Source organism: Bacillus cereus group sp. MYBK15-3, from assembly GCF_051916765.1.
Lineage (GTDB): Bacteria > Bacillota > Bacilli > Bacillales > Bacillaceae_G > Bacillus_A > Bacillus_A cereus.
Window position 1 is genome coordinate 31,847 of sequence record NZ_JBQAHG010000002.1, and the last position, 23,697, is coordinate 55,543.

A 23,697-nucleotide genomic window follows, 5' to 3' on the forward strand; every position below is an offset into this window, starting at 1 on the left:
AATGGCAAACATTCAAAAACGTTTTTATAAAGGCCGCGTAGCATTAAATGTATTAGCGAACAATACCCGAAATGCGAAAGATATTTTTGAAGCAGCAGAAGGTTATGTAATAGTGGGAGTGTTATCAAAAGACTACCCAACAGTAGAAGAAGCTGTTACAGCGATGAAAGCATACGGAAAAGAAATTGATGACGCTGTATCAATCGGACTAGGCGCAGGAGATAATCGTCAAGCGGCAGTTGTCGCTGAAATTGCGAAGCATTATCCTGGTAGCCATATTAACCAAGTGTTCCCTTCAGTTGGAGCGACACGTGCAAATCTTGGCGAAAAAGATAGCTGGATTAATAGTTTAGTATCGCCAACAGGAAAAGTAGGTTACGTAAATATTTCTACTGGCCCAATTAGTGCGGCTGGAGAAGAAAAAGCAATCGTTCCAATTAAAACAGCGATCACACTTGTACGTGATATGGGCGGAAATTCATTGAAGTACTTCCCGATGAAAGGGCTAGCTCATGAAGAAGAATATCGTGCAGTTGCGAAAGCTTGTGCGGAAGAAGGATTCGCATTAGAGCCAACAGGCGGAATTGATAAAGAAAACTTCGAAACAATTGTACGTATTGCGCTTGAGGCAAATGTAGAGCAAGTGATCCCGCACGTGTACTCTTCTATTATTGATAAAGAAACTGGCAATACGAAAGTAGAAGATGTTCGCGAATTATTAGCGGTAGTGAAGAAGCTAGTTGATCAAAATGCGTAAGAAAATTGCAGCATTCGGCGAAGTAATGATGCGCCTGCAAGTACCAGGATATGAGTTGTTGTCGCAAGCTAACACATTAAATTACTCATTTTCTGGTACGGGTGTGAACGTTGCAGCAGCACTTTCTCATCTCGGGCATGAAGGCTTTCTTATTTCAACTTTACCAGAGAACTCGGTTGGGGATGCGGCGGTATCACATATTCAAAAGTTAGGCATTCAGTCACCGTTTATTTCAAGAAGCGGTAAATATGTCGGCATGTACTTTTTAGAAAATGGATTTGGCGCACGTGCAAGCCGCGTTACATATTCGAATCGATTAGAAAGTAGTTTCAATACGGCATGTGAAGACATGTATCAATTTGAAGAAATCGCAAAGGAAATTGATATCGTTCATTTTTGCGGAATTACACTTGCGATGAATGATACGGTGCGCCATCATATGAAATCTTTAGCGAAAGCAGTGAAAGAAAGCGCAGGCACTGTCGTCTTTGATTGCAACTATCGTCCATCTCTTTGGGGAGAAGATGGGTATGAGCAGGCGAAACCACATTATGAAGAAATGCTGGCTCTTGCTGATATCGTTATGATGAATGAAAAAGATGCAATGTTCGTTCTTGGAATGAAAACAGAGGAGACGGAGCGAGAAGCACAACTTATTGATCTTATTCCAAAGGTGGCTGAAACATATCATATCGCTACAATCGCTGGTACACATCGCTCTATTAATAGTGATAATACACACTCGCTTCGCGGATTTATATGTAAAGATGGTGCGTTCACTTTTGCAAAAACACTTACGTTTTCTGTATATGATAGAATAGGTGCTGGAGATGCTTATACGAGCGGGATTATTCATGGCGAGATAAAAGAGTTTGCACCAGAGAAAGCTGTTTCATTTGCGTCAGTAGCTGGAATGCTTGCACATACAATCGTCGGTGATACGCCAATGTCATCAGAGAAGGATATACTTCGGGCAATGACGGCATCAGTAGGTGATGTAGAAAGGTAGTGGGTGTAACGGTGAACGTAACGAGGAAAAAAGGACCATTATATTTACAAATAAAAAATATTATTCGTGATCGAATATTGCATGGTGTATATGCGATTCATACGAATATTCCTTCCGAACCGCAGTTAGAAGAAGAGTTCAAAGTGAGCAAAATTACAGTGCGTAATGCAATTAAAGAACTCGCTCAAGAAGGATATTTAGAAAAGAAAAGCGGTAAAGGAACGAAAGTTATCCGTAATACTTCTGCGACAAAGTTGTCAAAAGGTAAGAAATTTACAGAAGTGTTAGTGGAAGAAGGATATAAAGTACAAAAGAAATTGCTAAAAGCAGAAATCGTTCATAATGAAGAAGGAACGGTGCCATTTCGATTATTCGGCAAGGAGAGTTTTCGTATTGAACGTTTATATACGTTAAATGATGCACCTTACATTCATTATACGCACTATTTCTCAGCAGGAATGGCAAGTACAGATTTATCGGACTTTGACTTGCAATCGCTTTATGATTTAGTTGAAGACCGAGGCATTCACTTAGAAAACTTCAGAGATGAATTCGCTGTTGGACTCGCGCCTAGTTTCGTTGCAGAAGCGCTAGGTGAAAAAGAGGGGACAGCGTTATTAAAACGTATGCGCTATTCTTATGATGAAGTTGGCGAAGTAATTGAATATAGCGAAGGCTACTACAATACAGAAATGCAGCATTATGTAGTGAATTATGACGTATAAAAAGAGGGGATGTTCCCTCTTTTTTTATAAAGTAAAACTTTAATTAGTGGAGGAGGGCATCACCCACTAATTATTAGCCCACACCAATCGGGATAAAAGTAAGGAGAATGAGAGATGGATATATACTTATTAATCGTCACGTTACTTGCGATCACAATTGTTATTTTAGGGGTATCATGGTGGAAATGGCATGCATTTATTAGTTTAACAGTGGCGAGTTTATTTTTAGCTATTATGTCTGGACTGAATTTGACGAAAATAGTGACTGCCTATGAAACTGGTGTTGGTAGTGTACTAGGGCATCTAGTTGGTATTTTAGCCCTCGGAACAATTTTAGGAAAAATGATGTCCGATTCAGGGGCGGGCATGCAAGTGGCAGACTTCTTTATTCGATTTTTCGGTGTGAAGAAACTACCTTGGGCTATGTTATTTGCAGGTTTTGTTATAGGGATTCCAGTGTTTTTTGAAGTGGGGATCGTCATATTATTACCACTTGTTATTTCGATTCGAAAAACGACGAAGCAAAATATATTATTAATTGCGTTACCTGTTATTGCTGGATTATCTATTGTGCACGGGCTTGTGCCACCACATCCAGGGGCGATGACAGCAATCGGTATTTATAACGCGAACTTAGGAAAGGTACTTTTATATTCATTACTTATCGCGTTACCAGCAGCCATTATCGCAGGACCGATATTTGCAAAGTGGGTACATAAAAGGGTTATACCCGAAAATGAACCAGAGCTTGTTCGAGTTACGACTGTATCAACAGATTTACCAAGTCGTAAAGTTTCATTTTTCATTATTTTATTACCAGTTGTATTGATGATTTTATCAGTAGTGGCACCATATATTTCATTACCGAAAAAGATAACTGAATTTTTAGTATTTATAGGAAGCCCAGTAATTGCTTTACTTATTTCATGTTTCGCAGCATTTTATTTACTTGGAATAAGACAAGGGATTAATAAAAAGATGATTAAAAAGTTAACGGATGAAAGTTTATTACCAGTCGGTTCCATTATTTTAATTATCGGTGCAGGCGGTGGGTTTAAACAAATATTAATTGAAAGCGGCGTTGGAACAGCGATTGCGCAAATGGCAGAACATATATCGTTATCACCGATCGTGTTAGCTTTCATGGTAGCTGGATTAATTCGAATCGCAACAGGTTCAGCAACAGTAGCATTAACGACGGCAGCAGGAATTGTTTCACCAGTTATTCAGCACATGTCAGGTGTAAATTTAGAATTGCTCGTTATAGCAACAGGTGCGGGATCATTAATGTTTTCTCACGTAAATGATGCAGGATTCTGGCTTGTAAAAGAGTATTTAGGATTAACGGTGAAGGAAACGTTTAAAACGTGGACGGTACTTGAGACATTGTTATCATTTATTGCATTTGGTTTTGCACTTTTATTAAATATGTTTATTTAGAAGATACCTTAATTGGTATCTTTTTTTGATGAAGCCCATTTCCGAAAACAAGCCCGTTTTTAAGAAAGCCAAGCTTCCTATTCGCCCTGAAAACATACTATAAATGGAATCCCCTCATTTAGAGCAAGGTGAACTTGTTATGAATGATACTAAAGGAGGAATAGAGTAATGAGCGAAAAGTGTGAACACAGACATGATGATTGTAACCGCAGACATGGGTGCGGAGGCGGTTTTGCGCTTCTAATCGTATTGTTTATTTTATTAATTATCATCGGTGCTAGCTGCTTCGGCGGAGGCGGCGGTTGTGGTTATGGTGGTTACGGTGGTTATGCTGGTGGCTACGGCGGATATTGCTGCTAATTATTAAAAACTATTGAAAATGGCCTTGTGCAATATGCACAAGGCCATTTTATTCATATTTTGATATGCTGTGATAATTTATTAATGTACAGAGAGCGGATTAAGAAGAAGAAAATAATCTCGATAATCCCGAAAAAGGTGAGTACGATACATGTCTCTTTTAGTAATGAGAAAGAAAACATGCTTTGTAAAAACTTAACCGCAAATAACGTGTGAACACCAGCAACGATGTAAGGAACGAAAAATAAAATTCCTAATTGAATGGTAGCAGAGCGAAACATTTCTGATTCAGTTAAGCCAAGCTTTGTAATCGTAATATACTTTTGTCTTTCAGTTGTTAAGTCATTATACATACGGAAGTATAGAACACTAGCCGCACCGATAAAGAAAATAAAGCCGAGAAATGCCCAAATAAAGAATTGAGCAACTGCATTTCCTTTACCGTAAATAAGTTCATCCGTAGCCGTATGTATGAAGAAAGGAACTTGAGCTTTCTCTTCAGTATGCTTTTCGTAGAACTCACGTGCATCACCACTAATAACACGTAACATATTTTTTGTTGGAACGATTGCATTTTCCCAGTTTTCTACGAAATAGTTATAGATTACAGTTGTTTCAATATGAGGAATCATATTATCAAATACATAATCTTGTACGACAGCTAAATGAGGGAATGCAAATGATGGTTCGATTCCTTTATTAATAAACCCTTTAATATGAAATTCTTTTTTATTAGATCCAAGTGTAATCGTATTTTGCTTTGCAAATGGATTAGATACGAGATCGAGAAGTTCTGGTGAGTGGCGAGAAATAATATACACTTCTGTAGAATCAATTGTTATTTCCGGTCTTTTCAATTGTTTAGCAATTGCGTTATAATCACTCATCTTCATAAGCATAATATCTTCTTTGGAAGCTGTATCTTTTAATACTGTAAACTTATATTTTTTGTAAAGAAAATTATTAGTTGTAAGCTCCGTTTCAATTGTAGAAATATGCTTTTGTTCAAGGGAATTGTCACCTTCTGATGTATACGTGAAGGGAACGGGATATCGCTCTAGTACTGATGCCTTCGTATTGTTATTAGCGGCGAATAATCCAATAATAATCGTAAATGCAAGTGCAGATAGCATAGAAACAATAAAGAGTACATTAATATTACTGCGTGTACGAGAAACTAAATCTGAAATCCATAACATATTTATTTGTTTCAAATAAAACTTTCTGCGCTTCTTTAAAATATAGATGAAAAGAAGGAATGTTTGTGAAAAGAATAAATATGTCCCGACTATTACGAGCGGTAAAATAGATAACATAATAAAAAAGACAGATCCATTTTGCACATTTTTTTCCGTTACGTAGCCTTGCGGATAACCAGCGATATAATAGCATAGCCCTAAACAAATTAAAGCGAATAAAGAGATGAGTATAGATGGTCTTTTTTCAGCTGGCATTTTCTTGTTCCCTTTAATGAGGTGGGCTGTTTTTCGAGTACGAATAAACATTGGTGTAAACGTAGAAACGATTAAAAATAAAATGATAAACGTTACGGTTGTAACGATAATCGCTTCTGTTGGCCAATATAAATAGAGACCTTTCGCACTTGTTAATTTCGAAGTGACTAATAAGAAAAAGTTAGAAAATACAAGTCCACCTTGAATGCCGATAAAGATAGACAATATCCCGATTATCATATTTTCAGTAAATAACAGTCTCTTTAATTGTCTCTGTGAGATACCGAGAATGGTGAGTATCCCGAATTGCTGCTTCCGTACATTTAAAAATGTTCCAATTGAATATAAGAGAAAGAAGAACGAGAACATAACGATCACAAGCTGTGCTGTACTAGCTAAGTTCATTAGAGGATCACGTTCTTGGAAACTTTGTACACTTTGTAACCGCGGGTGATACGCGTATACAGTAAATGAAAAGAAAACCATGATAGAAAACGCACTACTTACAAAGTAGGCGAAATATGCTTTCGAATTACGTGAGACATTTTTAAATGCGAATTGCCAAAATGTCATCCACGTCTTCCTCCTAATAATGCTAAAACATCTAATATTTCTTGATAAAATTTCTCGCGATATAATCCGCGGTGCAGTTCATTGTAAAGTTCGCCATCTTTAATAAAAATAACACGGTTACAATAACTTGCTGCAAACGGATCGTGCGTAACCATTAAAATCGTTGCATCTTCTTCTTTATTTAATTTCGTAAATAACTCCATTACGTCAATTGCCGCTTTTGAATCTAAGTTTCCTGTCGGTTCGTCGGCTAGTAGAAGTGAAGGATGATGAATAACAGCACGTGCTACTGCGGTACGCTGTGCTTGTCCTCCAGAAACTTCAAAAATACGCTTGTCCAAAATATGATCAATTCCAAGCTTTTTTGAAATGTTATCAAGCTTTTCATCCATTTCTTTTAATGGAACATTATCTAATGTTAAAGGTAGTACGATATTTTCACCGATTGTCAGTGTATCTAGTAAGTTAAAGTTTTGGAAAACAAATCCTAACTCTTGTCTTCGGAAAATAGCTAACTTCTCTCTACGAAATGTGTGCGGTTTTTTTCCGTTAATCACGACATCACCAGAAGTCGGAGAATCGATTGTAGAGATAACGTTTAAAAATGTAGATTTTCCGCTACCAGATGGTCCCATAATGGCAACGAATTCCCCTTTATCCACGTGTAAATTTATATTTTTTAAAGCAGTATGAGGGACTTTCCCCTCATATACTTTTGAGACGTTTTTTATGTGTAATACTTCTTCCATAGTAATCACCTTTCTACTTTTTAAAACTTAATGTGTTGTGATAATTTTTGCATATAAAAGGAACGAATTAAAAGGAAAAATAAAATTTCAACTGTTCCAAAAATCAACAGTACGACTGTAATTTCAGCGAAGAACGAGAGATGTAATATTTCTTGTAGCATCTTTGTCGCAAACATCGTATGGATTGATGCCATAATGTAAGGTACGAAGAAAAGAATCGCAAGCTGAATTGTCGCTGAACGTTTCATTTCAGTCTCAGTTAAGCCGATTTTCGTAATCGTTATATATTTTTCTTGCTCATTTGTTAAATCTGTATACATCCGGAAGTAAAGAACACTGCCAGCACCGATAAAGAAAATAACTCCTAGGAAAGTACCAATTAAGAAGAACGAAGCGACATTTAGTTTTGTCTTATATAGAGAATCGCTCGCTTCACTTGCATGGAAAGGTGGATGCTCTGCTTGAATTGCTGCATTATCGTTATGGATTTTTGTTATAAACGATGAACCGATATTATGTGCTTTTTCCCAATCTGTAACTTTGAAGTTATATACACTCATTTGTTTGGAAACGGTGGATAAGGCTTCTACATTTTCATCAGATAGTATGAGTAATTGGTATATTAAGCTGTTTGGGAATGGGCTATAACTTTTATATTCTTTCACTTGTAGTTGTAAATTGTTTTGAGTAAGTGTAAGAGTATTTTTCTGTTCTTTATTATGGAGCGTTCCAATAACCTGATCATCTAAGTCTTTCATAAGAATATAAGATTCATTCTTATTGACCGTGAGCGTTTCCCAATTTAAAGCCTTAGCAAGTACATTATAGTCACTTTGTTTAATGGCATAATAGAGCTGCGTGCTATCTTCAGCTGAAGATACTTCATATATATCCGTTTTAAATTTTGTATAAGTAAAGTGCTCTTCATTAAATTTCTGCTCTAACCAGTTTAAATGTTCATCAGCTAACGTATTTTCAGTATGCGATAAATAAGTAAACGGGAAAGGATTTTGTCTAATCGCATCAAACTTTGTAAATTTCCCGAATCCATATAAGAATGTAATCATTGTAAAAGCGAGCGTCGATAGCATCGCCACAATAAAGAGCATATTAATATTCGTCCGAATACGTGATGCTAGATCAGAAATCCAAAGCATATTAATTCGTTTCATATAAAACGTTCTTCGTGTTTTTAAAATACGAATAAGTAAAAAACTAATTTGTGAAAAGAAAAAGTATGTTCCAGCTGCAATAAGCGATGGGATGACAAATATACTAGAGACGGCATATAAAAGTCCAATTATGTCACCTAGCGACATAAAATACAGCGGATTTGCGGCTAACGCATATCCACATATTAAACAGATCGCACCAAATAGAGAGATGAGCACGGATGCTTTTCTTTCTTTTTGTTGTTTTCCTTCTTTTAAAAGACGTACGGCTTTTCTCGTGCGAATGAGCATCGGTGTAAAAGATGATACGAGAATGAAGAGCCCGAGAAAGATGATGATAGTTAAAACGATAGCACTTGTAGGCGGATATAAATATAAACCAGGTACGTGTGTAATTTTAGCGGTAACTAACAAAAAGAACTGTGAAAAGACAAGTCCAAGTTGAATGCCAAAAAATATAGAAAGAGCACCAATTAACATATTTTCTATAAATATGAGTCGCTTTAATTGTTTTTGAGATATGCCAAGTACTGTTAAAATCCCGAACTGTTTTTTTCGTACTTTTAAAAACGTCCCGATTGAATACAGTAAAAAGAAAAATGAAAAGAACACAATGACAACTTCTGAAATTGTCATTAATATGTTCAGAGAAAAATTAACGTCTGTCATATGCAATTTAGGATGAAATAAATAAACTGCAAATGAGAAAAAGATTGCGATGGAGAACGCACTGCTTACAAAATAGGCGAAATAAGCTCTGGCGTTTCTTGTGACGTTTTTAAATGCAAACTGCCAAAATGTCATTCACCTAAACCTCCTAATAGGGTGAAGATGAAAAGCGTATGAGAGATACTCTTTTCATCAAGTTTGTTTTAAATATTTTGTCCACTCGTGTAATGTGATAATTTTTGCATATAAAGTGAACGAATGAATAAGAAAAATACGATTTCAACGAATCCAAAAATAATAAGAACGGCTGAAACTTCTTTGAACAGAGATAAACCAATTACATCTTGTAGCATTTTTGTTGCGAACATTGTATGAATGGATGCCATAATGTACGGAATGAAAAATAAAATACTAAGTTGAATGGTTGCAGATCGTTTCATCTCTGTATCTGTTACACCGATTTTAGAAAGCGTTATATATTTCTCTTGTTCGTTCGTCAAATCCGTATACATTCTAAAGTAAAGAACGCTACCAGCTCCAATGAAGAAAATAACTCCTAAAAATGTCCCGATTAGGAAGTACGCGGCACTACCTGATGTTATTTTGTATAACGATCCTGCTGATTCAAAGGAGCGAATAAGAGGCCCTTCATACTGGTATTTATTTCGATCTTTTTGTACCTTTTCTATAAAATTATCAGCAATTTCATATGTCTGTTCCCAGTTTTGAATTTTGTAATTGTATGCTGATATATGCTTTACGGTGCTAGGTAAGTTATTTACGATAACATCAGGCAAAACTATCGTTTGATATGAAAAGCCAGATGGAATTGCATTTACATGCTCATAGCCTTTAACTCTTAATTTCGTATTTGTACTAGAGAGTGTAATGTAATCTCTATTGTAGCTTTGCTCAAATTCGTTGAATATGGTGATATAAGATGTCCCTGTTAACACATATGCTTCGTTATCATCCATAAATAGTTGTTTCATTCGTAAAGAATTCGCAAGTTTGTTATAGTCACTTTGCTTAATTGCGTATACGTCATTATAAATAGCTATATCTTTATCTTCTTTTAGTGGTGTTTCATATATATCAGCTTTTATTTTTTGATAAGGGAAATGCTCTTTTTGTAATTGTTGCTCAAGCCAATTTAAATGCTCTGTAACAAAAGGGTTCGCATCATAAGAGAAATAAGAAATTGGGAAAGGGGAAGTTCTATTCACCTCTAGCTTAATAAATTTCCCGAATCCATATAGGAACGTGATCATTGTGAAAGCAATTGTAGATAGCATTGCTACAATAAAAAGCATATTAATATTCGTTCGAATACGGTTTGCTAAATCTGAAATCCAAAGCATATTAATCCGTTTCATATAAAATCTTCTTCTTTTCTTTAAAATATAAATAAGTAAGAAACTAATTTGAGAAAAGAAAAAATATGTTCCTATTGTAACTAGCATTGGGATAACGAAAATACTCGAAACCATATATATAACACCGATTTGCGGGCTTACTGATACGAAATATTTAGGATTTCCAGCTAACGCATAACCACCAAATAAACAAATCGCACCAAATAATGAAACAAGTATGGATGGTTTTCTTTCTTTTTGTTTTCCACCATTTGTTTTTAAAAGGTGTACCGCTTTTTTTGTACGAATAAGCATTGGTGTGAATGCAGATACAATGATAAAAAGACTAAGGAAAACAATGGTTGTTAAAATAAACGCGTTAGTAGGACCGTATAAATATATTCCTGGAACATGCGTAAGTTTGGCTGTTACTAATAAGAAAAATTGAGAAAAAACAACTCCAAACTGCATGCCGAAAAAGATAGATAAAATCCCGATTAACATATTCTCCATAAAAACAAGACGATGTAATTGTTTTCTCGATATTCCTAAAATGGTCAAAACACCAAATTGTTTTTTTCTAACTTTTAAAAAAGTACCAATGGAATATAGTAAAAAGAAGAAAGAGAAAAATACAATTACTACTTCTGAAAATATCATTAATCCTGAAATTTCAGAGGTCATGTCAAAGTTTTGTAATTTCGGATGGAATAAGTAAACAGCAAACGAAAAGAACACAGCAATGGAAAAGGAACTACTTACAAAGTAAGCAAAATAAGCTCTCGAGTTGCGCGTGACGTTTTTAAATGCAAATTGCCAAAATGTCATAGATTATACCTCCGGCTAGAAGATATAGAAGTAGTTGTATTGCAAAAAATGTATGAGAGTGAGTTCTCATACATTTTGCTTGCATATGTTACGATCATGCTTCGGTCACCTTCTCCGTATGTTCTGCTTGATTATTTGCAGCGTTGTGGAAGATGATTTTAATCGTCGTTCCTTTACCAACTTCAGAATCTAGTTTGACAGAGTGACCTAAATAATCACAAATTTTACTTACAATATAAAGTCCCATACCAGTAGATTCTCCGAATGCGCGACCGTTTTTCCCAGTGTAAAATGGTTCAAATACTCTTCGAATATCTTCTTGTGGAATACCAACACCTTCATCACGAACTTCTAAAATAATATCTTTTCCGTTTCGGTAAGCAGATAAGAAAACTTTCTTTCCGCGCTCACCAGAGTAACGAACAGCATTTGTCATTAACTGATAGATGATAAATTTTAGCCATTTCGCATCAGAAGCAACTTTTAAATCAGAATGGACTTCTAAAACAGGGAAGACACCATTACGAATGAATAGTTCTTTTAATCCGTTAATATTTTTTGTTACCGTATCTTTTAATGAAATCGTCTCAACATGGAAATCTTCATGGAAGTTATTTAGCCTTGCCATATATAAAGCCATATCGAGTCCTTGATTTAGTCGCTCTAATTCTTTTTTGAATTTCGGAATCAAATGCTCATCTTCCATTTCGAGCACCATAAGCTGCATAACGGAAACAGGTGTCTTCATTTGATGCACCCAGTGGTTAATGAATAATTGATGTTCTTGTTGTTTTACTTCATACGATTGTAGTTCTTTTTGGAAGAGACGGTATTGCGTGCGCACGAGTTCATTTACACCGTGAGGCATCGGAGCAGTTGCTCTTTCAATAAACGCATCTTCCATTTTCTCTGGTTGCTCGCTTAATCTATGGTACATTCTACGATTGCGAACGTAACGGTAAGCGAGGAAACAAATAAATAAATATAAACTTAAAACGACGAAATAAAATTTATTGTTTTGAAATCCATCTACTGCATCATAAAGAACGAAAATGATACCGAAGTTTAAAACGTACAGTAGGAAAAATGCAAAATGATCACGTAAAAATAGCTTCATGCTTATTCACTCCAAGTTGCGTTAAAGCGATATCCAAGTCCACGTACTGTTTCAATAGAGTTCTCAATACCAAGCTCATTAAACTTTTTACGAAGACGCGTAATGTTTACGTTTAATGTATTTTCTTCAACGAAGCTTTCGTCATCCCAAAGCGCAGCTAATAAATCTTCACGGCTTGCTGTACGAGGGAATTTAGATAATAACATTTCAGCTAAAATAGCTTCTTTTTTCGTTAAAAGAACTTGTTCAGATCCGAAGTGAATTTCAGGACGTTCTGGGAATAGTTTTAAACCTTCTACTTCAACGATACGTTCAGAAATATTTGGTGCATAATCACCGTAAATACGGCGTAATTGTCCTTTAATTTTTGCCATTACAACGTCGTAGTGGAATGGTTTTGTAATGTAATCATCCGCACCGCTTTCAATTGCCATAATTTGTTCCATCTCACCAGCACGCGCTGAAATGAAAATAATTGGACAAGTAGATTCATGACGAATTTGACGGCACCAATAGAAACCATCGAATTTCGGTAAGTTTACATCAAGTAAAACAAGATGTGGTTTCACAGCGTTAAACGATTCCATAATATCATCGAAATTCTCTGCAACAACAGCTTCATAACCGTACTTCTGAATGTGAGATTGCAGTAATGATGAAATATTTGGATCGTCTTCAACGATTAAAATTTTATACATATGTATATTCCTCCTCAGAAAAACAATTGTAGCTATAGTGTATCATGTGTTTCAAGTCTTTTCATTATGTTGAAAGATAAGCTAGTAAACAGTATAGGTTAAAAGTGAGAAAAGTAAAAAGGGCACTGGATACAATTGACAAATAACAGTAATCGGTTTAATATTTAGATAAATATCTAAATGTCTAATTATCGAAAGGAAGAAAGACATTGAATCAAGCATTCAAAGCATTAGCAGATCCAACAAGGCGAAAAATTTTAGACTTATTAAAAGAAGGTGATTTAACCGCTGGTGAAATCGCTGAACATTTCAATATGACAAAACCAAGTATTTCACACCACTTAAGCGCACTTAAAAATGCTGAACTTATTCAAGATGAAAAGAAAGGGCAATTTGTTGTGTACTCTTTAAACACAACTGTCTTTCAAGATTTATTAACTTGGGTGTTTACATTTACGAATAAGGGGGAAGAGGGGAAATGAAAAAACATCTTTTTGCAATCTTATTAATTGTTATAACTTGTTTAGCTTGGGCGTTTGCTTGGCCACATTTGCCGGATACAATTGCAACGCATTGGAGCGGCGGTAAGGTAGATGGATATTCTTCTAAATTTTACGGAATGATTTCTATGGTCGGAATTATGATTGCATTATATATATTTCTAAATGTGATACCAAAGATTGATCCAAGAAAAGCAAATTACGAGAAATTTTCTAAAGCCTTTATGATGATGAATAATGGTGTACTATTGCTACTATTTGTAGGAAATATAGATATTATTACAAGTGGATTAGGATATAACTTATTCATTAATCGGGTGCCTGAATTATTAGTTGGTGTTTTATTTTTAGTAATGGGTAATTATTTACCACAGTGTAAGCCAAACTTTTTTGTTGGGATGCGTAATCCATGGACGTTAAGTAATGAAGAAGTATGGCGGAAAACACATCGGTTTAGCGGAAAAGTATTTGTGGCGTTAGGAATTATTATGATTATAAGTGTTTTCGCTCCGGCTGATTGGAGAACTTATATGATGCTTGGGATTATAGTAGTTGCTGTCATTATAACGAATTTATATTCTTACGTTTTGTATAAAAAAGAAATACAAATGTGAGCTATATTAGTCAAATTTTATATTTATAGTTTCTATGTGTTAAGAGATTTTAATACTCAGTGGGAATAATGAAAAGCTCACTGAGTAAATTTTTCGTTTTAAGGTCTGAAAATTCAATCGAAAAGGTGATTTGGGGGGATTTACATGTTAGAAATTATAAATTTTAGCAAGACATATAAAGACGGTAAGAAAGCAGTTGATCATTTGAATATTACTGTTAAAGCAGGGGATATCTTTGGATTTATTGGACATAACGGTGCGGGGAAAAGTACAACAATTAAGTCGTTAGTAGGAGTTATAGATTTTGAAGAGGGTGAAATTTTTGTTGATGGACATTCAGTAAAAAAGGATCCGATTGCATGTAAGAGAGTAATGGCGTATATTCCTGATAATCCAGATTTATATGAGCAATTAACAGGAATTCAATATTTGAACTTTGTTGCGGATGTGTTTAAAGTGCCTGCGAGGGATCGGGAAGAACAGATACAGAAGTATGGGGATGCTTTTGAGATTACACCGTACTTAGGGGACTTAATATCTTCTTATTCACACGGTATGAAACAAAAAGTAGCGATTATATCGGCGGTTTTACATAAACCGAAATTATTAGTTTTAGATGAACCTTTCGTTGGTCTTGATCCAAAGGCAGCCGTAGTATTGAAAGGTATTATGAAAGAGCTTTGTGAAAAAGGAAGTGCGATTTTCTTTTCTACACACGTTTTAGATGTAGCTGAGAAGTTATGTAATAAAGTAGCGATGATTAATAGAGGGAAATTAGCACTTTCAGGAGAAGTAAATTCTTTAATAAAGGAAGGCTCATTGGAAGAGCTCTTTATGAAGGAGCTTGCTAATGAATACTAATAGTTTAGGTCTTTTGAAAATTCGGTTGATAACGCAGCTCGGTTTAAACACCTTTAAATACGAAAAAGATAAGAGAAAGAAGCAGAATAAGATTTTGCTGACAGTATCTATTGCTCTAGTTGGTGTCATGTTAATGTTATATTGCGGAGCTTCGGCATATGGATTGATAAAAATAGGAATTAGTGAAATTATTCCCGTCTATGCACTAGTTATTAGCAGTGTATTAACGTTGTTTTTCACTATATTTAAGGCAAATGGAGAAATTTTTGCTTTTAAGGATTACGACTTTTTAATGTCATTGCCGATTCGCGTAAGTACTGTTATTGCAAGTAGGTTTTTGTATTTATACTTGCTGAATACAATCTTTTCAATCATAATCATGCTACCAATGGGAGTTGTGTATTGCATACATGAAAATCCATCAGTTTCTTTTTACTTTATGTGGTTCATCAGTATGTTTATAGCATCTTTAATCCCAACAACAATTGCAGCAATCTTTGGAGCTTCGATTACGGCAATCGCTTCTAAATTTAAAAATACGAATAAAATAACTACGATTTTAAGTTTTATAGTAATTATTACATTCGGTTCCTTTATGCTAAAAAACGGAAATGCTCAATATAGCCTTAATGATATGAACGGAATTGGTGCAATTGTTTCGGAGCAATTAACTAAAGTGTATCCATTAGCTAACATGTTTCAAAAAGCAATTGTTAATGCTGATATGGTAGCTTTCATCTTATTCGTGGGGATATCAGTGATTTGGTATTATCTTTTTGTAAAAATACTTTCGTTAAAATATAAGCAAATAAACACAGGGATCACCACTTATCATATGCTTTCAAATTATGAGATTAATAGCATGAAAAAAGAGAGTGTATTGGTCGCATTGTATAAAAAAGAGCTGAAACGTTTCTTCTCTTCTACAGTGTATGTCATAAATAGTGGAATGGGAGTCGTGATGGCGCTAGCTTTCTCGCTAGCTATAGTTGTAGTAGGACCAAGCCAATTAATAGCGTATCCTGGAATTGAGCCCCTGTTGCAAAAGATTGCTCCATTTGCTATTGCAGCAGCGATTTCGATGACATGTACAACATGTGTGTCATTGTCTTTAGAAGGAAAAAATGTATGGATTATTAAATCATTGCCTATAGCGCCAAAGATGATTTATGATAGTAAAATTCTTATGAATCTTTCATTGAGTATACCTGCATCACTTATTAGTGCTGTATTACTGATAATCGGGTTAAAGCTAGATGTTTGGAGCTCTCTTTTCATCGTAATAACACCGATAACATATTCATTATTTTCAGCAGTATGGGGGATTTTCATTAATAATCGATTTGGTTATTATGATTGGGTATCAGAAACTCAAGTAGTAAAACAAAGTATAGGATCGTTTGTTGGTATGTTTGGTGGCTTAATTGTGGCGGTTATACCTGCCTTGTTAATTGGTACTGCTACTATCTCGAACTACAGAGTATTTACTTTTGCAGTTATTATAGTGCTTACGATTATTACTATTTTCTTGTATAAGAACGAGTCAAGAAGAAGTATAAAATAAAGAAGCTGCTCTTCCTTTAAAAAGGGAGAGCAGCTTCTTTATTTTGAAAAGGTTAGCCTCTTATATTACTTTTTTAAAACAGGTACCCATATTTCGCTTCTGAAATTCGGAGAGGATACGTCTTTACTTTCATTCCACAATATCTCCGGTCCTTCCGCTAGTTCATAGTTCGAAGAAGGGAACCATTCAGAATAAATACGTCCCCATACATTTTGTAGTGCATCAGGAAATGGACCGACAGCTTCGAATATAGCCCATGTTGAAGCAGCAACTTCAAGCTGTTTAAACTCCTCTGGACAATCCTTTGTTGTGGCTACTCCAATATAGTGATCGAGTTCGCCTTTTTCCTCCATCCTTCCTTCAGAAAAGTTAGTAGAAGCACTAATAATTCCATTCGGTTCAATGTTTGAAAGGGACTTTAATGTTTGAATAGACTCTGGGTTTAAACTTTTCCACATAGAAGCAATTTCTTCATTTACACCGTTAAAAACAATTGGTACTCGTTTTGTAATACCTATAATTCGAAATGGCTCTTTTTCTTCAATTCGATAGTTCATTTCATTTCCTCCTTGAATGGATAACTGGAAGGTCATTGGTGAATAAGCTTTCAAAGAACGGCTACTATTTCGGGCTTCAGAAGGTGTTATACCGTGCAAGTTTTGAAATGCACGAGCGAATGAATCTGGTGAGTTGTAGCCATATTTTATAGCGACATCAATGACTTTTGCATTGCTATTTTTTAGTTCAAAGGCAGCAAGAGTAAGACGTCTACAGCGAATATAATCAGATAGTGATATACCTGCTAAAAACGAAAACATTCTTTTAAAGTGATACTCAGAACAGAGAGCTAGCCTCGCAACTTCTTTAAAATCAATTTCATTCGTAAGGTTATCTTCAATATAGCGCATTGCAGTATTCATATTTTTAAGTGAATCCATATTATGACCTCCTCTGTACATAGAATAGCAGGAACGAAATAGCTCCATCCGACATTTCGTGCACAACTTTGTAGGGGACATTTTTAACCTTACAAAATTGTAATGTTCCTGTAAGGAGAATGAATGGATGGTATGATATCCCAATGTTATAGTAACAAAGTACTTTTGTTCAGTAGGTTAAATTTTTATATCTTTACTTATGCGTCTTACATAACTGTCATGTTTGTGTAAGAAACATCGATAGTGGCAAGAGTAGAGAGTGTATATAGTTGAAAATAGAGAATAGAAGAAATGAGGGATGTCGAGATGAAAACAGTGTTAGAAGCAAAAAATATTGAAAAAGTGTACGACACGGGTGGGAATAAATTTGCAGCGTTAAAAGGTATTAACTTACAAGTAAAAGAAGGTGAGTTCGTTGGAATTATGGGACCTTCTGGTTCTGGTAAGACGACTTTACTAAATGTTCTTTCTACAATTGATAATGCGACGAACGGTGAAATTTTAATTGATGGAAAAGATATTGTAAAGATGAATGATGATAAGTTAGCGTTATTCCGCCGTGATCATTTAGGTTTCATTTTCCAAGATTATAACTTATTAGATACGTTAACGGTGAAAGAGAATATCGCTTTACCACTTGCGTTATCAAAGGTGAAAGCGAGTGAGATTGATCGCCGCGTTCTTGAAATCTCAAAGAAATTCGGTATTGATCATATTTTAAGTCAGTTCCCATATCAAGTATCTGGTGGGCAGAAGCAGCGCTGTGCAGCATCGCGTGCAATTGTTACGAATCCAAGTATGATTTTCGGAGACGAGCCAACTGGAGCACTTGATTCTAAATCTGCAACAGATTTACTTGAAAGTATGAAGTCGTTAAATGAATATGATAACTCAACAATTTTAATGGTAACGCACGATGCATTTGCAGCAAGTTATTGTAAACGAGTTATTTTCATTAAAGATGGTGAACTCTATAAAGAATTACACCGCGGTGAATCGACGCGTAAACAGTTCTTCCAAAAAATTGTTGACGTAATGTCTTCTATTTCTGGAGGTATGGCTGATGACCTTATCTAGCATTGCCCTCCGCAACATACAGCGGAACTTTAAAGACTACTTTGTATATTTTGCATCTATGATTTTTAGTATCGTTATTTATTTCACATTTAAAGCACTGCAATATAATTCACAAATGGAAAAAGCAGCAGAAGCTTCTAAAAAGATTAGCGGTGCGTTTCAAGTTTCCAGTGTGATGCTTATCATTTTCGTAGCAGTGTTTATTATATATTCGAACGGATTCTTTACACGTAAACGTAAAAAAGAAGTTGGATTATATTCTTTACTAGGTATTCGGAAAAGACAAATTGGTAAAATGCTCTTTTATGAAAATATGTTAATGGGATTAATGTCATTAGTAATTGGGATTGCGATCGGTAGTGTCCTTTCAAAATTATTCCTTGAGTTATTAGTAAATATGATGGGATTAAATTTAAACGTTCATTTTGAAGTACCGGTGGCTGCCATTATTGATACAGCAATTATTTTCTTTGTGATTATTTTATATACATCACTTCAAGGATATCGTTTAATTTATCGCTTTAAGTTAATTGAACTTTTCCGTGCAGAACGTGAAGGAGAAGCAATGCCAAAAGGATCTGTCATCATGGCATTAATTTCAGTTTTCTTAATCGGTTCAGGTTATTTTTTAGCATTAATGTACATGAAAGCAGTTATGTATGCAGACTTTATGGTCGTTGCATTATATATTTTATTAGCGACAGTAGCAGGGACTTATTTACTGTTCATGTTCTTCACAGTATTTGTATTGAAACGTGCAAGAAATAATAAGTCAGCATTTTATAATGGTATGAATATGGTAACGACATCGCAGTTACTATATCGTATTAAAGGAAATGCGAAATCACTGGCGACAATCGCTATTTTAAGTGCAGTTACATTAACAGCGGTTGGTACGTCAGTTACGATGTATTACAACACATTTACGCAATCAAAAGTTGCTGCGCCGTATAGTTATTCCTATGAGAAAAAAGATGCAGCATTAGATAAAAAAGTAAATGAAATACTTGCTGGAGAGAAGAATAATCACCCAGTCACATATGAATCAGAAGTTGAAATGATTCCTGTGAAGGGAACATTTAAAGGTGAAAGAGCTGATCAAGTTCTGAACACACACTATAATGTTACGAATCAGTACCAGCTTATTTCTCAATCAAGCTTTAATACACTTGTGAAACATTTAGATGTAGAACCTGTAAATTTAAGTGCGAATGAAGCTTTCGTATATGATAGCTTATATATTGAGAAACTTGATTTTGGTCCTCTTTATACAGGAAATACAGCTGTATTCCCTGTTGGAAACGAGTCAAAAGAATTAAAAATTAAAGGTGTAAATAATAGAAGCCTTACAAATTTAAATGAACTATTTGTAATCGTTCCTGATAAAACATATGAGCAAGTGAAACAAGTAAACGAAACGCGTACTGTAAAAAATATTGATGTAAAAGGTGAGCGAAATAGTAAAGAGTTAACAGCAAAATTAGCAAGCATTATGCCAGCTGGAGAATCAGAAGTTTTAAAACCATTTAACGATTTCTATACAGGATTCCAAATGGGGCTTGAAACAACAGGCTTAATGATGTTTATTGGGTTATTCTTAGGATTAGTATTCCTATTAGCAACAGGCTCAATCATTTACTTTAAACAATTAACAGAAGCAAGTGCTGACCGTGATCGCTACGTTGTTCTTCATAAAATTGGTGTAACGAAGCAAGAGATGAAGAGAGCTATCGCAAAACAAGTGAGCTTTATCTTTGCTATTCCATTAATTATTGGTATTTTACACAGTTTATTTGCACTAAAAGGTTTGTCAAATATATTACCATTTGAAATTATGATTCCGCTTCTCATTAGTATTGGAGTATACGGGGCGATTTATATTGGATATTACTTCTTAACGGTTCGTTCTTATTATAAGATCGTGAGTGCGAAGTAATAAGGGACAGCTATCGCTAGAGACGATAGCTGTTTTTTTATTCTTCATAAAATCTTAAGAAATCTCCTCAATTTTTGTTAAGAAATAATAGTTATACTTAGAAACAAGTTAAAAACTATTGAACGAATGAGGAGAGGTTTATATGCAACTCATAACATTCTTACATGAATTTATTAAACATCCGAAACATACTGGTGCAATTGCGCCAAGTTCAAAAATATTAGCAAAGAAAATGGTAGATGTAATTGATTTTAATAAAGCGAAATGCATTGTAGAGTTAGGTCCTGGTACAGGAGTCTTTACGAAAGAAATTATGAAGAGAAAGAAGAAGGAAATAATATTTCTTCTTATTGAAATTAATGAAGTGTTTTGCAAGGAGCTAAAGAGAAAATTTAAAGATGAGCAGAACGTCATTGTTGTACACGGTTCAGCCGAAAATATAAAAAAGTATATAGAAGATCTCAATATAGAATGCGTGGATTACGTTTTATCGGGATTACCTTTTACCTCTTTACCAGAAGAAGTTTCAAAGCGTATTTTAAACAATGTAATGGAAGGGATACATGAGAATGGTGAATTTATTACATTTCAATATTCACTTGTGAAAAAAGGATTTATACAGCACTTCTTTCCAGAAATTACGCTAGAGAAAGTGTGGCTCAATTTCCCACCAGCGTACATCTTTAGCTGTAAAAAAGAGCTAAGGAGAGCATATGCATAATGGAATTACATGAATTATTATCTTATATTGAACAATACGGTTATTGGGCATTATTTTTCTGTTTATGGTTAGGTATTATCGGTATGCCAATTCCAGACGAAATGATCGTAATGAGTGGTGGCTTTGTATCTTCACTAGGGATATTAAGTGTCATTCCTGCATTTTTATTAACATATTTAGGTGTTGTATCTGGGCTTTCTTTAGGTTATATATTAGGGAAAATATTTGGTACGAAAGTACTTGATAAGCTAATGAAAAAGAAAAAGGCGAAATATCTTTTGAAATCTCAACAAATGGTAGAGAAGTATGGTCATTATGCGTTAGTCACAAGTTACTTCATACCAGTTGTAAGACATATCGTACCGTATTTAGTTGGAATGAATAACATGTCATTTAAGACGTATGCTTTGTATTCTTATACGACAGGATTTGTTTGGACACTCGTTTACTTTGTGCTCGGTGCTTTATTTGGAAAACATATTGAAAGTATTGTAGCGATCGCGATAGAATATGGCGTGTATTTTGGCGTGATTGTTTTTATAGTTACAGGTATTCTTTATTTATATAGACAAAAAAGAATCACGCTGATGAGTAAATAGAAGTAAAGAAAGTTTCTTCCAGTATGAAGGACAAGATAGGATTATAAGTATAAAATTATCTTTATTTAATGGTAAAATATAGGTAAGTAGTTAAGGAAGGAAGAGCGTTGTGCTACTCATTTTTAGCCTTATCTTAATTGGAATTATGTGCAGTATGAAAATAGTATCCTTACACATGATAGAACGACAAAAGGTAGAGGAACGATATGTATATTGTCCAAAATGTGATACGAAAATTAGAAGAGGAAATTCAGCTCCTTTTTGTTCGAAATGTAATTTAATATTTTAAAAATAAAAAGTCCGAAATCACTTTATATAGTTTCGGACTTTTTATTTTTAAGTAAACATTAATCCACCTAGTTCTCTTTCGTTTGTTTATTAGCTAAAATGGATTATGAATAACAATAGTATGTAAACGAAAATAAATATAAATGTACACATGGAGTGTTATATTTGGAGATTTTAATCATAGTAGGATGCCTAAACTGTACGGATGTTAACCTTCTTAGAGAAAGATATCCCAGCTAATTTAGTTTGGAAGATTGAAAGAATAGATTGAAAATAGATGAGAAGTGGAGTGCATATGATGGAGACACAAATCGTTATTGGAGTACCTGGTTTATGGAAAGATAGAACAGAATTAATACAAGAAGTTGTGAGTAAAAGTAACTATATGTTAGCAGGAAATGTTATGCACCATAAGGAGAAAGGGATTGGCTTTGAATTTGATATATATGAACAAGACCCTTCTTTGAGAGAGGCTTTCTTCTATGCAAGTGGTGAGCGTTTTGATGAAGAATTGCTTCAGGAGTTGGAGAAGCATACTTATACAGTGTATGTTATTGCAAAAGTTGACGATACAGAGAGAGTACAAGAAGTAATTGATGTAGGAATGGAACTTTTAAATGCAGGTGGACTTGCTTTAAAAGTTGAAACAGCAGGTGTGGCTTATTCGAAAGAAGAATGGCAAGAGCTTACAGAGAATAAGGAAATATTCCCGATGTATTCGCACCTTGTAACTTTAGTTGGAGATGAAGAGGACGGCTACTATTCATGTGGAATGCAAGCATTTAATCTACCAGACGTTGTTTTAGACGGAGGAATAGATCCGGAAGTAGCTGTAAATTTATTAAATGATTTTAACCTACATAATATATTGGAAAAACCTAATTTGAAAGATGGGGATACAATTAGTTTCACAGAAGATGCTCCAGTGTATCTTTTATCTCATTATATAGATAATCGTTATGAACAAGAGGATCCATTTTATAATCCGTGTGGGGTATGGAAGTTAGAGAGTGCTTCGGCAAAGAAATCTATCTTTCAAAAATTGGGGAGTGTGCTAAAAGGATGGAAAAATACATAAAAGAACAGAGGAGTATATGTGATAAATATAAAGCGGAGTATGTAGAATCTACGAATGAATTGAAATTAGGAATAGCGCAAAATGTGAAAGATGGTATCGCACCGATTAATGGGTTACGAATGTCTGTAGAAAATGGAACGACAGGTTGGTACATTTGGGCTGGTGAAGAAATGGGGACAGAAGAAGATTTCTTTCTTCCGTTACACGTTCAACATATTGATGAATGGGAAGAAAATATGCTACAAGAGTATGGATGGTACATGCATAGCATATTAGCAGAAGATATTGATGGCATCCATGCTAATTATCATACGCATGGTCTAAGAGATAACTTTAATCATCAAGATTTACAAATAGCATTAAATATGGATCCTGAATTCGCGCATAGTGTTTTTTGTACCATAATAGAAGAAATAAAGAGCGGAAAAAAGTTTGAACAAGGGATTGAGTATACGAATATTATTGAAGGATATCCCATTATTATGAAGTCTTTCGTAGAGATGGATCGAGAAGTTTTCAGGGTTTTATTACCTGATGACAGAGGGATTCTTCCTACTAGGCCAGAGTGTGATGAATGTTATAAGACTCAATTGGATGATATTGAGGAGAGTTGAT

At 34.8% G+C, this 23,697-nt stretch carries 23 protein-coding genes; 16 read left to right on the plus strand and 7 right to left on the minus strand.

Annotated features, from left to right (window positions below; genetic code table 11):
* The first annotated feature begins 1 nt into the window (after position 1).
* From dagF to ACTFR8_RS08515, 5 genes are all read left to right on the plus strand, one after another.
* The gene (gene dagF / locus ACTFR8_RS08495; RefSeq protein ID WP_252209712.1) at positions 2–757 is read left to right on the plus strand and encodes a 2-dehydro-3-deoxy-phosphogluconate aldolase; all 756 of its coding nucleotides are present in this window, start codon (positions 2–4) and stop codon (positions 755–757) included.
* A complete protein-coding gene (locus ACTFR8_RS08500; protein WP_252209711.1) occupies positions 750–1,766 on the plus strand; it encodes a sugar kinase in 1,017 nt (338 codons plus the stop codon). The genes dagF and ACTFR8_RS08500 overlap by 8 nt, the downstream gene beginning before the upstream one ends.
* Complete coding sequence (locus ACTFR8_RS08505) at positions 1,766–2,491, plus strand: GntR family transcriptional regulator (protein WP_000539261.1); 726 nt, start codon at positions 1,766–1,768, stop codon at positions 2,489–2,491. The genes ACTFR8_RS08500 and ACTFR8_RS08505 overlap by 1 nt, the downstream gene beginning before the upstream one ends.
* Positions 2,492–2,605: 114 nt before the next feature.
* Entirely contained in the window at positions 2,606–3,931 is a 1,326-nt protein-coding gene (gntP, locus tag ACTFR8_RS08510) for a gluconate permease GntP (protein WP_044796396.1), read from the plus strand.
* 168 nt (positions 3,932–4,099) lie between these two features.
* Entirely contained in the window at positions 4,100–4,291 is a 192-nt protein-coding gene (locus ACTFR8_RS08515; protein WP_001290392.1) for a YjcZ family sporulation protein, read from the plus strand.
* Between the two features lie 53 nt (positions 4,292–4,344).
* On the opposite strand, the gene ACTFR8_RS08520 is transcribed toward ACTFR8_RS08515, so the two are convergent.
* From ACTFR8_RS08520 to ACTFR8_RS08545, 6 genes are all read right to left on the minus strand, one after another.
* Positions 4,345–6,318 (minus strand): FtsX-like permease family protein, encoded by a 1,974-nt coding sequence (locus ACTFR8_RS08520; RefSeq protein WP_000144953.1) that lies wholly within the window; start codon positions 6,316–6,318, stop codon positions 4,345–4,347.
* Complete coding sequence (locus ACTFR8_RS08525; protein ID WP_000393250.1) at positions 6,315–7,067, minus strand: ABC transporter ATP-binding protein; 753 nt, start codon at positions 7,065–7,067, stop codon at positions 6,315–6,317. The genes ACTFR8_RS08520 and ACTFR8_RS08525 overlap by 4 nt, the downstream gene beginning before the upstream one ends.
* Before the next feature lie 20 nt (positions 7,068–7,087).
* Complete coding sequence (locus tag ACTFR8_RS08530) at positions 7,088–9,043, minus strand: ABC transporter permease (RefSeq protein WP_000144972.1); 1,956 nt, start codon at positions 9,041–9,043, stop codon at positions 7,088–7,090.
* 68 nt (positions 9,044–9,111) lie between these two features.
* The gene (locus tag ACTFR8_RS08535; protein WP_000145056.1) at positions 9,112–11,091 is read right to left on the minus strand and encodes an ABC transporter permease; all 1,980 of its coding nucleotides are present in this window, start codon (positions 11,089–11,091) and stop codon (positions 9,112–9,114) included.
* 94 nt (positions 11,092–11,185) lie between these two features.
* Positions 11,186–12,208, minus strand: coding sequence for a sensor histidine kinase (locus ACTFR8_RS08540; RefSeq protein ID WP_000765341.1), 1,023 nt, complete (start codon positions 12,206–12,208; stop codon positions 11,186–11,188).
* Between the two features lie 2 nt (positions 12,209–12,210).
* A complete protein-coding gene (locus ACTFR8_RS08545) occupies positions 12,211–12,906 on the minus strand; it encodes a response regulator transcription factor (RefSeq protein WP_000276738.1) in 696 nt (231 codons plus the stop codon).
* Between the two features lie 209 nt (positions 12,907–13,115).
* Between ACTFR8_RS08545 and ACTFR8_RS08550 the strand changes: the two genes are divergently transcribed.
* The 4 genes from ACTFR8_RS08550 to ACTFR8_RS08565 all read left to right on the plus strand — a co-directional run bounded on the left by ACTFR8_RS08550 (position 13,116) and on the right by ACTFR8_RS08565 (position 16,445).
* Positions 13,116–13,388 carry an autorepressor SdpR family transcription factor gene (locus ACTFR8_RS08550; protein WP_001070531.1) on the plus strand — a complete coding sequence of 91 codons (273 nt, stop codon included), beginning with the start codon at positions 13,116–13,118 and terminating at the stop codon, positions 13,386–13,388.
* On the plus strand, positions 13,385–14,020 hold the full coding sequence (locus ACTFR8_RS08555; protein ID WP_000716347.1) for an SdpI family protein: 636 nt from the start codon (positions 13,385–13,387) through the stop codon (positions 14,018–14,020). Before ACTFR8_RS08550 ends, ACTFR8_RS08555 begins: the two co-directional genes overlap by 4 nt.
* Before the next feature lie 144 nt (positions 14,021–14,164).
* Complete coding sequence (locus ACTFR8_RS08560) at positions 14,165–14,881, plus strand: ABC transporter ATP-binding protein (protein ID WP_000889756.1); 717 nt, start codon at positions 14,165–14,167, stop codon at positions 14,879–14,881.
* A complete protein-coding gene (locus tag ACTFR8_RS08565; RefSeq protein WP_001095689.1) occupies positions 14,871–16,445 on the plus strand; it encodes a hypothetical protein in 1,575 nt (524 codons plus the stop codon). Before ACTFR8_RS08560 ends, ACTFR8_RS08565 begins: the two co-directional genes overlap by 11 nt.
* Positions 16,446–16,510: 65 nt before the next feature.
* Here the strand turns inward: ACTFR8_RS08565 and ACTFR8_RS08570 are convergent, their stop codons facing one another.
* Positions 16,511–17,383 carry an AraC family transcriptional regulator gene (locus ACTFR8_RS08570; protein WP_000377729.1) on the minus strand — a complete coding sequence of 291 codons (873 nt, stop codon included), beginning with the start codon at positions 17,381–17,383 and terminating at the stop codon, positions 16,511–16,513.
* A gap of 306 nt (positions 17,384–17,689) precedes the next feature.
* Between ACTFR8_RS08570 and ACTFR8_RS08575 the strand changes: the two genes are divergently transcribed.
* The 7 genes from ACTFR8_RS08575 to ACTFR8_RS08605 all read left to right on the plus strand — a co-directional run bounded on the left by ACTFR8_RS08575 (position 17,690) and on the right by ACTFR8_RS08605 (position 23,696).
* Positions 17,690–18,460: an ABC transporter ATP-binding protein gene (locus ACTFR8_RS08575; protein WP_000859655.1), complete on the plus strand. Its 771-nt coding sequence runs from the start codon at positions 17,690–17,692 to the stop codon at positions 18,458–18,460.
* Positions 18,447–20,396 (plus strand): ABC transporter permease, encoded by a 1,950-nt coding sequence (locus ACTFR8_RS08580; protein ID WP_044796400.1) that lies wholly within the window; start codon positions 18,447–18,449, stop codon positions 20,394–20,396. Before ACTFR8_RS08575 ends, ACTFR8_RS08580 begins: the two co-directional genes overlap by 14 nt.
* Positions 20,397–20,538: 142 nt before the next feature.
* The gene (locus ACTFR8_RS08585) at positions 20,539–21,117 is read left to right on the plus strand and encodes a class I SAM-dependent methyltransferase (RefSeq protein ID WP_252209710.1); all 579 of its coding nucleotides are present in this window, start codon (positions 20,539–20,541) and stop codon (positions 21,115–21,117) included.
* Complete coding sequence (locus ACTFR8_RS08590; protein ID WP_000418924.1) at positions 21,117–21,716, plus strand: DedA family protein; 600 nt, start codon at positions 21,117–21,119, stop codon at positions 21,714–21,716. The genes ACTFR8_RS08585 and ACTFR8_RS08590 overlap by 1 nt, the downstream gene beginning before the upstream one ends.
* Positions 21,717–21,825: 109 nt before the next feature.
* Complete coding sequence (locus tag ACTFR8_RS08595; protein ID WP_001986677.1) at positions 21,826–22,005, plus strand: hypothetical protein; 180 nt, start codon at positions 21,826–21,828, stop codon at positions 22,003–22,005.
* A 297-nt stretch (positions 22,006–22,302) separates the two neighbouring features.
* Positions 22,303–23,082: a DUF4261 domain-containing protein gene (locus ACTFR8_RS08600; protein WP_000449856.1), complete on the plus strand. Its 780-nt coding sequence runs from the start codon at positions 22,303–22,305 to the stop codon at positions 23,080–23,082.
* A complete protein-coding gene (locus tag ACTFR8_RS08605) occupies positions 23,067–23,696 on the plus strand; it encodes a DUF4262 domain-containing protein (protein ID WP_016118786.1) in 630 nt (209 codons plus the stop codon). The genes ACTFR8_RS08600 and ACTFR8_RS08605 overlap by 16 nt, the downstream gene beginning before the upstream one ends.
* Position 23,697: the final 1 nt, after the last annotated feature.